The 13,942-nt window shown below is 73.0% G+C and carries 11 protein-coding genes; 6 read left to right on the top strand and 5 right to left on the bottom strand.

The window, feature by feature from the left end:
* The 4 genes from KDL01_RS09630 to KDL01_RS09615 form a co-directional block, all read right to left on the bottom strand.
* A partial coding sequence (locus tag KDL01_RS09630) for an ATP-binding protein (protein ID WP_212528046.1) occupies positions 1-682 on the bottom strand: 682 nt, incomplete at its 3' end.
* Positions 683-693: 11 nt separating this feature from the next.
* Positions 694-1,467, bottom strand: coding sequence for a 4'-phosphopantetheinyl transferase family protein (locus tag KDL01_RS09625; protein WP_212528045.1), 774 nt, complete (start codon positions 1,465-1,467; stop codon positions 694-696).
* A gap of 59 nt (positions 1,468-1,526) precedes the next feature.
* Positions 1,527-2,663: an acyl-CoA dehydrogenase family protein gene (locus KDL01_RS09620; protein ID WP_212528044.1), complete on the bottom strand. Its 1,137-nt coding sequence runs from the start codon at positions 2,661-2,663 to the stop codon at positions 1,527-1,529.
* A complete protein-coding gene (locus tag KDL01_RS09615; RefSeq protein WP_212528043.1) occupies positions 2,651-3,274 on the bottom strand; it encodes an acyl-CoA dehydrogenase family protein in 624 nt (207 codons plus the stop codon). Before KDL01_RS09615 ends, KDL01_RS09620 begins: the two co-directional genes overlap by 13 nt.
* Positions 3,275-3,521: 247 nt before the next feature.
* Here KDL01_RS09615 and KDL01_RS09610 point away from each other — a divergent pair, with 247 nt between their 5' ends.
* Entirely contained in the window at positions 3,522-5,444 is a 1,923-nt protein-coding gene (locus KDL01_RS09610; protein WP_212528042.1) for a condensation domain-containing protein, read from the top strand.
* Positions 5,445-5,462: 18 nt separating this feature from the next.
* Here the strand turns inward: KDL01_RS09610 and KDL01_RS09605 are convergent, their stop codons facing one another.
* Positions 5,463-6,527, bottom strand: coding sequence for a helix-turn-helix transcriptional regulator (locus KDL01_RS09605; RefSeq protein ID WP_212528041.1), 1,065 nt, complete (start codon positions 6,525-6,527; stop codon positions 5,463-5,465).
* Positions 6,528-6,753: 226 nt separating this feature from the next.
* Here KDL01_RS09605 and KDL01_RS09600 point away from each other — a divergent pair, with 226 nt between their 5' ends.
* The 5 genes from KDL01_RS09600 (at position 6,754) to KDL01_RS09580 (ending at position 13,936) form a co-directional block, all read left to right on the top strand.
* A complete protein-coding gene (locus KDL01_RS09600; RefSeq protein ID WP_212528040.1) occupies positions 6,754-7,014 on the top strand; it encodes a phosphopantetheine-binding protein in 261 nt (86 codons plus the stop codon).
* Positions 7,007-8,701, top strand: a complete 1,695-nt coding sequence (locus KDL01_RS09595; RefSeq protein ID WP_212528039.1) for an acyl-CoA ligase (AMP-forming), exosortase A system-associated — start codon at positions 7,007-7,009, stop codon at positions 8,699-8,701. The genes KDL01_RS09600 and KDL01_RS09595 overlap by 8 nt, the downstream gene beginning before the upstream one ends.
* A gap of 2 nt (positions 8,702-8,703) precedes the next feature.
* Complete coding sequence (locus tag KDL01_RS09590; RefSeq protein ID WP_212528038.1) at positions 8,704-9,537, top strand: ABC transporter ATP-binding protein; 834 nt, start codon at positions 8,704-8,706, stop codon at positions 9,535-9,537.
* The gene (locus tag KDL01_RS09585) at positions 9,527-10,282 is read left to right on the top strand and encodes an ABC transporter permease (protein WP_212528037.1); all 756 of its coding nucleotides are present in this window, start codon (positions 9,527-9,529) and stop codon (positions 10,280-10,282) included. Before KDL01_RS09590 ends, KDL01_RS09585 begins: the two co-directional genes overlap by 11 nt.
* A 72-nt stretch (positions 10,283-10,354) precedes the next feature.
* Positions 10,355-13,936, top strand: a complete 3,582-nt coding sequence (locus KDL01_RS09580) for a beta-ketoacyl synthase N-terminal-like domain-containing protein (RefSeq protein WP_212528036.1) — start codon at positions 10,355-10,357, stop codon at positions 13,934-13,936.
* Positions 13,937-13,942 lie beyond the last annotated feature (6 nt).

Raw genomic sequence — 13,942 nt, 5'->3', positions numbered from 1 at the left:
CCAGGAGGAGGGCCAGCACGGTGGTGGTGTCCTCGTCGGCCCAGTGGACGTCGTCCAGGGTGATCACGATCGGACCCGCCGACGCGAGGGCCTCGAGCAGTGCGCGGACGGACAGGAAGAGGCCGTGAGCCGAGCGCTCCCGCTCGGGGGCGTTGCCGAAAGCCGAGGCCTGAGACGGGAACGCGGGGAACGCATGGAGGGAGGGGAACGAGCGCATCGAGGTGGGCGAGGGGAACGACGGGAACAGCGCGGCGAGGCGTTCGCGGTGCTCGGGGTTCAGATCCGCCAGACAGCGCGGGGCGACTCCGCGCAGGTGGTCGTCGATCGCCTCGCCGAGGGCACCGAGCGCGCCGAAGCCGCCGAGTGTCGCGCCGGCCGGGCGTTCGCACGCGGGCACGGCGGTGCGGCCGGCCAGCAGCGGAAAACCGCGGCGCTGGGCGCGATACCCGATCTGTGCGAGCATCCGGGTCTTGCCGATTCCGGGGTCGCCGCTGATCTCGACCAGGCACGCGGTTCCCTGTGACAGGGCGTCCAGGGCGCGTTCTACCTGGGCGCGTTCGAACTCCCGGCCGAGGAGTGGATGCGCGTCCCCGGCCTCGTTCTCCAACTGTTCGAGCTGTTCGAGCTTTTCGAACTGCTCCAGCTGCGCCGGCTGCTCCGGCAGAACTTGCATGACCGCCATGAGTGCGACTCCTAGGAGAGGGTGGCGCCCGGATGGAACCTCAGCCCGGCCGCGGGCCGCGGCAGGGTGAACCGCCGCAGCTCCATGCCCGGCACCGTCGTGGCCAGCGCGGCCACGTGGTGGTCCGGGGCCGGGACGGCGCGCAGGTGTACGTCGGCGGCCGGCCAGCGCGGCACCTCGGCAGCCGCGACCGTGGGCCCGCTCACGTCCAGAGCCCGAGGCGAGGCCGCCAGGCCGAGGCCGGTCAGCTTCATCGCAGCCTCCTTACGCGTCCACGCGCCCATCAGCCAACGCGGCCCGGCCGCCGGCGCCAGTCGGTCGAACTGCTCGCGTTCGGCGGAGGTCAGCACGGTCCGGGCGAAGCCCTCGGGCTCGGGCGCCGAGGCCAGGTCCTCGATGTCCACCCCGACCAGCCCGGTCCGGGTGATTGCCATCAGGACCCAGCCGTCGCTGTGCGAGACCGAATAATCGAGGTCTGAATCACGGAATCTGGGCCGGCCCTGGTGCTCGCCGGACCTGTCGCAGTGTGCGCAGTCGCGGTTGATTTCCACCTCGGCCGGCGGCACGCCCAGGTACCGCGCGCCGACCAGGCGCTGCACGGCGCGCGAGGTGACCAGGACGTCCGCCGCGCCGCTGTCGCAGAGCCGCTGCGCCTGCCGCCGCTCGCGCGGGTCCAGCAGGCCGAGCCAGCCGGGGCGCCGGCGTACCCGGACCAGCCACAGGTGGCACTGGCCCGGCGGCAGTACCGCCGGCAGGACCGCCGCCCCGCGCGGGATTCTCGTCATGGTCCACGACCCCTGATCTCAGGTGTTTCCGACAAGACGGCCGCGCACGTCGCCTGGCGTCACGAGTCCTCCCCGTGCGCGCCCGCGCTGGGCGCGATGGCCAGGCGCAGCAGATTGCTGGTGCCGTCCATGAACTGGTACGCGTAGATGTCGCGGCACCACTTCTCCAGCAGCGGATGGTCCAGGAACGTGCCGGGAGGCAGCGCGGACTCGGCCCACCGGGTCGTCTCCACGGCCAGTTCGGCGGCGTGCACCTTGGCCACCGCCACCGGGATCCGAGCGTCCGGGTCGAGGTCGGCGCCCACCGCGGCGTCGTAGAGCAGTTCCCTGGCCGCGTCCAGCCGGGCCGACATCAGCTCGTGGCCGGTCCAGCCGGGCCGCAGCGCGCACACCGCGTCGCGCACCGCGAACGCGGCGCCGAGCGCCTGGGCCGCGATCTGCAGGCGTACCACGGTGAACGCGCGGTTCCCGCCCCACAGGCCGCGCCGGGAGGCCGGCAGGTGTGCTCCCAGCAGCATCTCGCGCGGCACCGGCACCGCGTCGAAGACCATCTCGCCGAAGCGCGCGCCGCGCATGCCCAGCATGTCCAGGGAGCTGCTGGAGAATCCCGGCGCGGGACGGCGCAGCAGCACGGCCCGGATGGAGAGCGAGGACGTACCGGTCCTGGCCCACACCACGCCCATCAGGCCGCGGTCGGCGTTGGCGACGTAGCGCTTCGCGCCGTTCAGCAGGAAGCCGCCGTCGCCGTCGGGGTCCAGGCTGGTGTGCATCGCGGTCGCGTCGCTGCCGCCGCGCGCCTCGGTCATGCCGAAGAACGTCCACGGCTCGTACTTGGCGAAGTCGCGGTAGAACGCGTCCTGCTGCGCGGCGTCGCCCAGCGCGTCGACGGTGAACCCGGCGAGCGAGGGGGCCGCGACGGCCTGCAGGACGCTGACGTCGCCGCGGGCCAGCTCGATGTTGCACACAACCCGGCCCAGGCAGCTCTCGGTGAACTGCTCGGCGTGCGCCGGGACGTCGTACGCCCGGAAGGCCTTGGGCGTGCCGACCACGCGCAGGAAGGAGAGCGTGGGCGATTCGCGCAGCATCTCGGTGTCGGCGGGGTCCGCGTCCAGGGCCAGGGCCATGGTCCGCAGCTCGCCCCCGAGTTCCCGGCTCATGTCCCGCAGTTCGAGCAGCAGTGGGCTCAGCTCAGCCATGTGAGTTCTCCCGATCCGGGAATCCAGCAGTGGGCGGTCAGCCGCGAGACGTAGGCCTCGGCGGCCGGACCGGTGGCGAGGTATCCGCTGGCGCCGAGCAGTTTCGCCAGCTCCCAGTCAAGGCCGGTGAGCCGCGCGTGCGCGTCGGCCACGGCGGCCGCGACCGCGGGCTCGGCCCGCAGCATGTGGCGCACCACGGCGATCGTCACCTCGGCCTCGGCGAGCGTCCCCTGGATCAGCTGCTTGCGGACGGCCTGCTCGCCGCCGATGGTCCGGCCGGACAGGTGCGCGACGGTGTGCTCCAACAGCCGCCGGGTGACGCCGAGGCGGACCGCGCCCAGGCGGACGCCGAACGCGGTGAGCTCGGCCGGCGGCGCGATCCCGCTCACCGCGGGCCGGACGAAGCAGATGCCCACGCGTGCGGCCAGGGGGTGCGCCGCGACGTCCGCGTCGGCGGGCACGGCCGCGGCGGGCAGCGCGGCGACGGAGCCGGGGGCTGCTTCGGCGCCGAGGCCCTCGAGGGCCTCGGCCAGTCCGGCCGCGAGGCCCTCGGCCCGGGCCAGCCGCTCAAGGCCCAGCCCGATCGCGGGCCTGATCTCAGTCTTCGTCATGATGGCAACCGCATCTCCTGGAAATCGGGAATTCAGCTTTCCGCGTCTGCGTCTGATCGAAATTCGGAGAACCCCGAACGTCATTCACGATGTGCCCGTGGGAATGGCCGCGTCAAGGCGCAGGCCCGGGGACCAGCGCGTTCACCGGTGTCAGTTTCGTGCCGGTCATTAATTGCCAGCAGGGCGAGCTTTCGGGCCGCGGGGAGAACGGAGAGTATCAGCACATTGGACTTATCCGGGAGGGCTGATGCAAACGGCGAAGAGCGCGAATCTGTGCTGGGGCCAGCACCACCATGTCCTGCGTTACCTCGCGATGCCGGCCGCTTCTCGGCACGAGGCCCACATCACCACCAGCTACGCACTGCCGCAGGGCGCCACGACGCAGCACGTGCGGTCCGCGCTGACGTACCTGACCCGCCGGCACGAGATCCTGCGCACCGTCTACGACGTGGACGCGGTGCCCTGGCCCCGCCAGCGGGTCGATCCGCCCGCGCCCCCGCGCATCCACGAGGCGACCACCGAGGAGGACGGCACCGCGTCGCCGACCGAGGTGGTGGAGCGGCTGACCCGGACCGCGTTCGACCTCGGCCGCGAATGGCCGCTGCGCGCCTGCGTCGTCACCACCGGCGGCGCGCTGCGGCGGCTGCACCTGGTGTTCAACCATCTGGCCTTCGACGACGTGAGCCTGGACATCCTGCGGGCCGAGCTGGACACGGTGCTCGCGGCGCGCGTGCGGGCGCAGCCGGTGGCCCTGCCGCCGGTGCTGGACCAGCCGGTGGACCTGGCCCGGCGCGAGTCCGCCCGCCGCCCGGACCAGGTCGACGCAGCGCTCGGACACTGGCGCGGTGAGATCGCCCGGCTGCCCGCCGACGTGTACGCGTCCCGGCGCACACCGGCCGGGAGCACGGGCGCTCACAGCGCACACCGCGCTCACAGCGCTCACAGCGCTCACAGCGCTCACAGCGCTCATTTCACGGTGCCGTCGCTGCTCGCCTCGGCGCGCGGGATCGCGGAGCGGTACCGGGTCTGGCCGTCCGCCGTGTACCTGGCCGCCTACGCCGTCGTCATGGCCGCCTACACCGGCGAGCAGTCGATCGCGCACCGGCTCTACACCAGCCAGCGCGCGGCCAGCGGGTACTCCGATGTGCTGACCTGCATGTCCTATCCGACGCTGGTCGCCGTGGACCTGAGGGACGACCCGCCGTTCAGCGTCGTGCTGCGCCGCGCGGCCGAGCGGGTCGAGCAGTCCATGCAGCACGCCCACGTTCCGTACGACCGGATCGAGGAGGAGCTCGCACGCGAGAGCGCGCGGCGAGGCCAGCCGGTCCGGGTCAGGTCGGAACTCAACTTCCTGGACAACGCGCCGCGTTCGTGCGGCACCCGACGCGACCGTCTCGCCTGGCATGCCGCGCCCGAGGACTGGGCGTTTGCGGACTCTGATCTTTACCTCCGTATGTACGAGTGGGGTGACGGAGTCACGTTGGCCCTGCAGGTGATGGACGAGGTGATGGACCGCGACGCGGCCGAGCGCTTCCTGCGCGGCTGCGCGCGATTGGTGGAGGCGCACCGGGAGCCGGGTACGGACCTGCGCGTGAGTGAGGCCGCTGAGTTGCTGGAGTTCCCTCCGGCTGCGGCCCGGCGGCCCTTGGTCCGCGTCCACGGCGACGCCGTCGACTGCGCGCAGACCGCGTCGCTGCTGGGCACGCACCCGGCGGTCGCCTCGATCCGGCTGGCGCCCCATGAGGGCGGCATGGTCGCGGACGTGGTCGCCCGCGGCCCCGTCACGCCGGAGGAATTGCGGATTCACCTGCTCGGCCTGATGTACGACCAGCCCGCCGTACGGTGCCCGGACCTGTTCCGGATCACCGGGCCCACCAACGTGACCGGTACAGCCGAGGCCGGCGCGGGCACACCTGCCGAGTACGCCTTGGTGTCGGCCGTGCAGGAGGCCAACGGTCTGGACGGAGTGGATCCGACGGACGGCTACGTCGTCGCCGGGGGACGGGCACTGCGCACGCCGCGGGTGCTCGCGCTGCTCGACGAACAGGGCTGGGCCGGGGTACCGATGGGCGCCCTGGTCAGTGCTCGACCTCTGCGATCCGTGGCCGAGCGTATGGTGCGCGCCGCGCCTGCCCCGGTGCCCGGCCGCCACCATGGCCCAGGGCACTGACGGCAGGCGCCGGCGTCCTCACGTCCCGCAGGCGTCGTGCAGGGTGAACCGGGTCGCGGCCTGGACTCCGGCCTGGAAGCGGCTGACCGCGTCCAGATTCTGCAGCATGGCCGCGATGTGCCGGCGGCAGGTGCGCACCGACATGCCGAGCCGCCGGGCCACCACCTCGTCGGTGAAGCCCTGGGCCATCAGCCGGGCGATGGTGCGCTGCAGGTCGTCGCTGGCCGCCGCGTAGCCCGGTTCGTCCGAGGAGAACGGGGTCGCGCTCTCCCACAGCTGGTCGAACAGGCTGATCAGGAAGCGCACCACGTTCTGGTCGCGCACCCGCCTGGCCGTCGGCTCGCCGCCGGAGTCGGACAGGTTGACCATCACCGCGAGGGTCCGGTCGAACACCACGGCGGCCTGCGGCACCTGGCTCAGGGTACGGATCTGCGCGCCGCTCTGCTCCCACCGCGCCGCCTTGGCCCGCGCGTCGAAGCCGGCCCGGTTGCGGTGCGGGCCGATGATACGCAGGCTGATGCCCGGCGCGAGGATGCCGTAGCAGGCGTCGAAGAGCTCGTCGAACACGTCCCCGTCGCCGTGGCTGGGCCGCAGCACGATCAGCTCGCTGCGACAGACCTCGGCGGCCAGCTTGCACAGCCCCCGGATCTCGGCGACCCCGTGCAGCACGTCGATGGCGCCGGCCGGCTCCGTCCCGCCGGGCTCCGGCCTGGTGATGTCCTCGATGTGTTCGCGCAGCGTGTCGGCCAACTCCCGGCGCTGGTACATCGCGCGCTCGATGGGGGAGATGAGCAAGGCGGCCGCGACCTGCGGACCTCTGGGCACGAGTGCGCCCGCGGCCGCGTCGTCGGCCTCCAGCAGGTGTAGATCGACGAGCCGATGGATCGCCGCGTGGACCTCCGGCAGGGGCAGGCCCAGGTCGGCGGCCGCCGCGTCGGGCGAGAGCAGCGCCCCGCGGGCGGTGGCGTACCGGTACACCGCCCGCTCGCGGTCGCCGGCTGCCGCCCGGCCGTCGGCCCCGCCGCCACCCGCCGTGAGACCGGCGGTGACGGGGTCCATCGGCGAGAGCGTATCGGTGAACATGGTGCCTCCCGAAGTCCGATCCCGTCGTGCACAACGAGGCCACCGTGACCGGTCGATTCATCGCTGCGCTATCGCCCCGCTTTCGATAGCGGACCGATGAGCCGGCGAGAACGCGCCGTGGTCCGATCGGTCTCGCGACGGGCCGATCCCGTGGCGCGGCAGCCGCAGCGCTGCCGGAGCGTCGCACGACGACGCGCTCAGGCTCACCGAAGAAGTGGTGGCGACGATGGATGTTCCGCACGCGTTCCGGAAGACCCTGCTGACGCACCTGCCCTACGCGGACGGTGCCGAGCTCGGGGTTCAGGACAACCTCAGGGCCCTGGGCCTCGACTCGATGGGCGTGGTCCAGCTGCTCAACGACCTCGAGGAGACCTTCGCCCTGGAACTGCCCGACGACGTGCTCACCGACGAGACCTTCGACACGGTCGGCTCGCTGTGGCTGGTGGTGGCCGCCCTGGCCGAACCCGGGCAGTTCGTCGATGCCTGAGTCGAAGGCGGAGCCGAAGCCGGAGTCGACGCCCGAGCCCCGCGTCCGAGTCCCGGCCGGCCCGGTCGTGCGCATCGACCAGCTCGTCGGCCGCGGCGACCCGGACCGCCCGGCGGTGACCGTCGGGGCGGTGACGCTGACCTACCGCGCGCTGGCGCAGCAGGTGGCCGCAGCCGCGCACGGCCTGCACGCCCTGGGCGTACGGCGCGGGGACCGGGTGGTGGTCTATGCGGAGAAGAGGCCGGAGACGGTCGTCTCCCTGCTGGCCGTCGCGGCCGCCGGCGCGGTATTCGTGCCGGTGAACCCGCTCTACCGGCAGGGTCAGCTCTCTTATGTCCTACGGGACTGCGCGCCGCGTGCGGTGGTCACCACCGCGGAACGGTCGCGGACCGTGCTGGCGGCGTTCGAGCAGGACGCGGCGGTGCCCGTGGTGCTCATCGGCGGCAGCTCGCCGACGGCCACGGAGTCCGAGAATGGGCTGGTTCCGTGGGCCGAGCTGGTGGGCGGGGCCGACGCGGCCGACGCGCCGTCAGACCCGGTGCCCGGGGCCGACGAGGTGATTGACCAAGACGTCGCGGCCATCATGTACACCTCCGGCAGCACCGGCGGCCCGAAGGGCGTGGTGCTCTCGCACCGCAACCTGCTGGCCGGCGCCGCGAGTGTGGCCGCGTACCTGGGCAACACCCCGGACGACGTCGTGCTCGGCATCCTGCCGCTCAGCTTCGACGCGGGCCTGAGCCAGCTCACCACGGCCCTGAACGCCGGGGCGCACGTCGTGCTGGCCGACTACCTGCGGCCCAAGGACGTCGTCGGGCTCTGCGCCCGGCACGGCGTCACCGGCCTGACCGGGGTGCCGCCGCTGTGGCTGCAACTGGTCGAGCAGGACTGGCCCGCCGAGGCGACCGAGCGGCTGCGCTACTTCGCCAACACCGGCGGGCGGATGCCGCGGGCCACGCTCGCGCGGCTGCGGCGGATCTTCCCGGCCGCGCGGCCGTACCTCATGTACGGGCTCACCGAGGCCTTCCGCTCCACCTACCTGGACCCGGCCGAGGTGGACCGGCGGCCGGACTCGATCGGCAAGGCCATCCCCAACGCCGAGGTGCTGGTGGTGCGTCCGGACGGGACGCCCTGCGCCCCCGGCGAGCACGGAGAGCTGGTGCACCGCGGCGCGCTGGTCGGGCTCGGGTACTGGAACGACCCGGTCCGCACCGCGGAGCGCTTCCGGCCGCTGCCGCGCCCGGACTCCGGCACCGGGCCGGAGACCGCGGTGTGGTCCGGGGACACGGTCTACCGCGACGCGGACGGGTTCCTCTACTTCGTCGGCCGCGTCGACGAGATGATCAAGACCTCCGGCTACCGGGTCAGTCCCACCGAGATCGAGGAGGCCGCGTACGCGACCGGCCTCGCCTCGGAGGCGGTGGCGCTCGGGGTCGAGGACGCACGGCTGGGGCAGCGCGTGGTCCTGTACGTGGCCATGCGCGAAGTCGGGACCGCGCCGGACGCGCTCACCCGCGCCCTCGCCGGAACGCTGCCCTCTTACATGCTGCCGCAGCGCGTCCACGTGCTGGACGCCCTGCCCAGATCGGTGAACGGCAAGTTCGACCGGGTGCAGTTGCGCGCGGCCGTCAGCAACGACGACCCATCCCCCACGTCCGTCGGACGGGCCTGGGCCCTGCGGGAGGAGTGACCGTGCTGGAAGCGATCGATTTGAGGAAGCGGTACGACGAGATCAAGGCGCTCGACGGGTTCAGCCTCCGGGTGGAGCCGGGCGAGATCGTCGGGCTCGTGGGCCACAACGGAGCGGGCAAGACCACCTTCGTGGAGATGGTCTCCGGCCTGATCCAGCCGGACAGCGGCACCGTCCTGGTGGACGGCCAGCCCCCGGCCAAGGCCCGCGACCTGGTCGGCATGTCCCCGCAGCACATCGCGCTGTACAAGCCGCTGACGGTGCGCGAGCACCTGAGCCTGTTCGGCAGCCTGGCCGGCCTGCGCGGAGCCGCGCTGGCCAACGCCATCGACGAGCTGGTCACGCTGATGCAGCTCACCTCCTTCCTGGACCGCCAGGCCGGCTACCTCTCCGGCGGCCAGCAGCGGCGGACCCAGGCGGCCACCGCGCTGATCCACGGCCCCCGGCTGCTGCTGCTCGACGAGCCCACCGCCGGGGCCGACCCGGAGACCCGGCAGGCGCTGCTCGACGTGGTCAAGCAGCGGGCGGCCGAAGGCGCGGCCATCGTCTACACCACCCACTACCTCACCGAGCTGACCGAGCTTCAGGCCACCATCGCGGTGGCCTCGAAGGGGCGGATCATCGCCCGCGGCAGCAGCGCCGAACTGCTCGGCTCCCTGCCCGGACAGGTCCGGGTCAGGTGCGCGACCGAGGAGTTCCACGTCTCCACCACGGACCCCACCACGACCCTGCTCGAGCTGCTGGAGAAGGCTCCGCGGCCGGTGGAGTCGGTGGAACTGAACAACCCGACCCTCGACGACCTCTATCGATCCCTGGTGGCCAGCGATGTCGACTGAAGCCCTGTACCGTACCCGCGCCCTGATCCGCTACAACGCCGTCCTGCGGCTGCGCGACCCCTCCCAGCTCATCAGCTACCTGGTGACGCCCATGATCTTCATGGTGCTCTTCCAGCCCCTGTACCAGAAGGCGCTGGGCGCGGGCGCGGTCGAGGCGGTCACCGGCCAGCTCGTGATGTTCTCCTTCTTCGCCACCGCCATCGTCGGCCACTCCATCTTCATCGAGCGCGAGTGGCAGACCTGGGACCGGCTGCGGGCCAGCCGGGCGGCCCGGGTCGAGCTGCTGATCGGCAAGGCCGTGCCGGTGTTCGTGGTGCTGGTCTTCCAGCAGGCGGTGCTGATCGTCTACGGGTGCCTGGTGGTGGGGATGGAGTTCCCGCACTCCCTGCCCCTGCTGCTGATGGCCATGGCCGTGTGGGGCTTCACCCTGCTCGCCCTGGGCTCGGCCCTGGCGATCGTGGTGCGCAGCCGCGGGGACCTGATCGTGGCCAGCGACGTCGGCGCGATCGTGATCAGCTCGATCGGCGGCTCGATGCTGCCGACCAGCATGATGCCGGGCTGGGCCCAGGCGGTGGCGAAGTACTCGCCCGGCTACTGGGGCCTCGGCATGTTCCGCCACGCCATCGCCGGCGACGCCGGCCCCGCGCTCCGGGCGGCGCTGGTGTGCCTGGTGTTCGGCGTCGTGGCGGGCGCGGTGGCCACCTACCGTCTCTCGCACGGCTGGGGACGCAGCGCGCTGGTGTAGAGCGGGCATTCCGGGGGCCCTCCGCTCCGCGCGGCGCGGAGGGCCATGGCTCAACAGGCTGGGGATTTCGACATGACGGATACCGCGAACGAAGCGGAGTACGAATCGGCGGTCGCCATCGTCGGGATGTCGGGCCGGTTTCCCGGCGCGGCCGACGTCGGCGCGCTGCTGCGCAACCTGCGGGCCGGGATACCCGGCCTGCGGGAGCTGACCGACGAGGAACTGAGCGCGGCGGGGGTCGGCGCCGAGGAGCGCGCCGACCCCGGGTACGTGCGGGTGGGCGCGGCGGTGGCCGACCTCGAACTCTTCGACGCCGCCGCGTTCGGCTTCGGCGTCCGCGAGGCCGAAGCCACCGACCCGCACCACCGGCTGGTGCTGGAGTGCTCCTGGGAGGCGCTGGAGAGCGCCGGATACTGCCCCACCGATCCCGGAACGCTGGTGGGCGTGTTCGCCGGCTGCGCGTTTCCGGAGTACATGACGGCCCATCTGGACCGGCTGACCGCCGAACCCGGCGGCAAGCAGCTGGTGGCCGCGGGGATGGAGCGCGACTCGCTCGCCTCGCTGGTCTCCTACAAGCTCGGCCTGCGCGGTCCCAGTCTGACCGTGCAGACCTTCTGCTCCACCTCGCTCGTGGCGGTGCACCTGGCCTGTCAGAGCCTTGTCACGTTCGAGTGCGACACCGCGCTGGCCGGCGGGGCGTTCCTGCCGCTGCCCCCGCACGCGGGGTACCACTACGAGGCCGGCGGGATCCTCTCGCCGGACGGGCGGGTGCGCGCCCTGGACGCCGCGGCCGACGGCACCGTCATGGGGGCCGGCGCCGCCATGGTGGCGCTCAAGCGGCTGCCCGACGCCCTGGCCGACGGCGACACCGTGCACGCGGTGATCCTCGGCTCCGCGATGAACAACGACGGCCGCGACCGGGCCGGATACTCCGCGCCCGCGGTCGCCGGCCAGGCGGCGGTGATCGAGAGCGCGCTGGCCGTGGCCGGGGTCGAACCCGGCTCGATCGGCTACGTCGAGTGCCACGCCGTCGGCACCCCGCTCGGGGACTCGATCGAGCTCTCCGCCCTGAACCGGGTGCTCGGCCCGGCGCGGCAGAGCCCTTGCGTGCTGGGCTCGGTCAAGCCCAGCATCGGCCACCTGGACCGGGCCGCCGGCGTCACCGGGCTGCTGCGGGCGGCGCTCAGCCTGCGCGACGCCACCCTCCCGGCCACCGCCGGGTATCAGACCCCGAACCCGGCCCTGGCCGCGGCGGGCGAGCGGTTCACCGTACTGACCGAGGACCGGCCCTGGCCGGCCGGGGCGCACCCGCGCCGGGCCGGGGTCAACTCCTTCGGCGTCGGCGGCACGAACGCGCACGTGGTGCTCGAGGAGCCGCCGCCGCGCGCGCCGCGCCCCGAGCGGCCGGGTCCGCACCTGCTCACCTTCTCCGCCGCGGACGCCGAGGCGCTCGCGGCCCTGACCCGGCGCCTGCGCGAGCACATCGCCCGACATCCTGAGCAGGATCTGGCCGACGTGGCGTACACCCTCCAGGTCTCGCGCGGGCGGTTCGGCCTGCGCCGAGCCGTGGTCTGCCGCGATCGTGACGACGCCGTGGCGGCCTTGGCCGACCCGGCCCGCTGGATCGACGGCGAGACCCGGCGACGCGACCCGCTGGTGGGGCTGGTCGCCGGAACGGGCGTATCGCAGGCCTGGTGGGCCGAACTGGCCGCCGCGATCAGGCTGCTGGCCTCTGATCCGGGCCGAACTGCCACAGCTGAGCCCGAGGATGTGCTTGCCGCACTGCGATCGGCGCTCGGCGGCATCGGGGTCCTGATTCACGATCCGGAGCAGGGGTCTGCCACCGGTCCGCAGGAGATCGTCGTCGTTGCGCCGGACGGCGGGACGGCGGGGGAGTGGCTGCCGGCCCTGGTGGCCAGGCTGTGGCAGGCGGGCTCGACGATCGACTGGGCCGCGCTGCATCAGCGAGCCGGTCGGCGGATCGAGCTGCCCACCTACCCGTTCCAGCGCAAGAGGTACTGGCTCAGCAGTGACGAAAAGTCAGAGCACGTGGATAAGAACCCGGATCACGGCTCTCACCTCGAGTCCTGGCGCAGGCATCCCCTGCCGTCGGCCGGTCTGGATCGCAGGCTGCGCGCGGCAGGGCCCTGGCTGATCCTCGGCGGCGAGGGCCAGGCGCAGGCGCTGGCCGACCGGCTCGTGTACGCGGGGGCCGAAGTGGTCACCGTGCGCAGCGGGCAGGAATTCGTTGCCGACGATGGGGATTTCGCCCTTCGCCCGGCCGACACCGACGACCTGGGGCAGCTGGTGCGCTCGCTGGTGGTCGTGCCGCGGACCGTGGTCCACGGCTTCAGCCTCGGCTCCGGGCAGGGCGACGGCGTCGGACACTTCGAGGCCGAACAGGAGCGCGGGCACGACTCGGTGCTGGCGTTCGCCGCGGCGCTCGCCGACGCGGGTGACCTGCCGGTAGCCCAGTGCGTCCTGCTGACACCGGGTGTGGTGGGCGTGTTCGGCCCGGATCTGCGGCATCCCGAGCACGCGGGGATCGCCGCGTTGGCCCCGGCGCTCGCCGAACGCTTCCCCCAGGTGGGATTCCGGCACGTCGACGTCGCGGCCGACGCAGACCTCGACCAGGTACTGTCGGCGATCCTGTGCCTCGAGCACGCGAGCCTCGCGGTGCGCGGCGACGAGGTCTGGCGACCGCAGGCCGAGCCGTGCCCGCTGCCCGAGCCGGACGCCGATCGGCCGCCGCTCAATGCCAACGACACGGTGCTCATCACCGGCGGGCTCGGCGGTGGCGGCCTGGTGATGGCCCGTCACCTGGCCGAGCACTACCAGTGCGGGCTGGTACTCATCACCGGCAGCACCCTGATCGGCGAAAGCTCGGCGGCGTTGGCGCAGCTCGAGCGGGCGGGCTCGCGCGTCTTGGCGCTGCCGCTCGGCTCCGGGGACGAGGTCGGGCTGAAGGACGCGATCCGCAGGGCGGCCGACGTGTTCGGCGCGGTGGACCTCGTGATCCACGCCGTCGGCGGGCACGAAGACGGCCCGGCCGCGATCCGCGACCTCCACGCTCTCGCGGGTGCGCTCGGCGGGCAGGCGGCGGAGCGTCGCCTGGTGCTGTGTCCGTCGGCCGGCTCGGGCGGGATGCGGACGCTGGAGGCGTATGCGCGTACGGAGCGGCTGCACGGCCGCGGACGCTGGACGTTCGCCGTCTGGGACACCGCCGATCTCGACAATGCCGCCGCGCACGCCGCCACAGTCGAGGGCCTGCTTACTGTGGCGGGGCAGCTCTCCGGCCTGACGGTGCGCGGCGCGACGCCGCGTGCGGCCGGGGACGCGGCCGCACCGGTCCACGCCGTGACGCCGCTCGTCGGGGCCACGCGGCCTCGCCCGGCGACGTTGAGCACCGGGTACATCGAGCCGGAGCCCGGTCTGGAGACGGAGGTGGCCGGCGTGTGGGCGGCCGGGCTCGGCCTGGAGCGGATCGGGGCCGACGACAACTTCTTCGAGCTCGGCGGCCGTTCCGCGACGGCGGTGCAGATCGCCGACCGGCTCGCCGACGCCTTCGCCGTGCAGCTCCCGCTGGTCGCCGTCATGGAGTACCCGACCGTGCGGCTGATCGGCCAGCGGATCAGGGAGCTGAGTCTCTCGTGAACCGCG

The sequence above is a fragment of the Actinospica durhamensis genome (assembly GCF_018139695.1).
GTDB classification, from domain to species: Bacteria; Actinomycetota; Actinomycetes; order Streptomycetales; family Catenulisporaceae; genus Actinospica; species Actinospica durhamensis.
This window is presented reverse-complemented; position numbering and strand designations above follow the sequence as displayed.

What these genes read in the sequence shown, in the direction of transcription:
- KDL01_RS09625 (WP_212528045.1), bottom strand. Translation starts at nt 1,467, where the DNA reads ATGACGAGAATCCCGCGCGGGGCGGCGGTCCTGCCGGCGGTACTGCCG.
- KDL01_RS09620 (WP_212528044.1), bottom strand. Translation starts at nt 2,663, where the DNA reads ATGGCTGAGCTGAGCCCACTGCTGCTCGAACTGCGGGACATGAGCCGG.
- KDL01_RS09615 (WP_212528043.1), bottom strand. Translation starts at nt 3,274, where the DNA reads ATGACGAAGACTGAGATCAGGCCCGCGATCGGGCTGGGCCTTGAGCGG.
- KDL01_RS09610 (WP_212528042.1), top strand. Translation starts at nt 3,522, where the DNA reads ATGCAAACGGCGAAGAGCGCGAATCTGTGCTGGGGCCAGCACCACCAT.
- KDL01_RS09605 (WP_212528041.1), bottom strand. Translation starts at nt 6,527, where the DNA reads ATGTTCACCGATACGCTCTCGCCGATGGACCCCGTCACCGCCGGTCTC.
- KDL01_RS09600 (WP_212528040.1), top strand. Translation starts at nt 6,754, where the DNA reads ATGGATGTTCCGCACGCGTTCCGGAAGACCCTGCTGACGCACCTGCCC.
- KDL01_RS09595 (WP_212528039.1), top strand. Translation starts at nt 7,007, where the DNA reads ATGCCTGAGTCGAAGGCGGAGCCGAAGCCGGAGTCGACGCCCGAGCCC.
- KDL01_RS09585 (WP_212528037.1), top strand. Translation starts at nt 9,527, where the DNA reads ATGTCGACTGAAGCCCTGTACCGTACCCGCGCCCTGATCCGCTACAAC.
- KDL01_RS09580 (WP_212528036.1), top strand. Translation starts at nt 10,355, where the DNA reads ATGACGGATACCGCGAACGAAGCGGAGTACGAATCGGCGGTCGCCATC.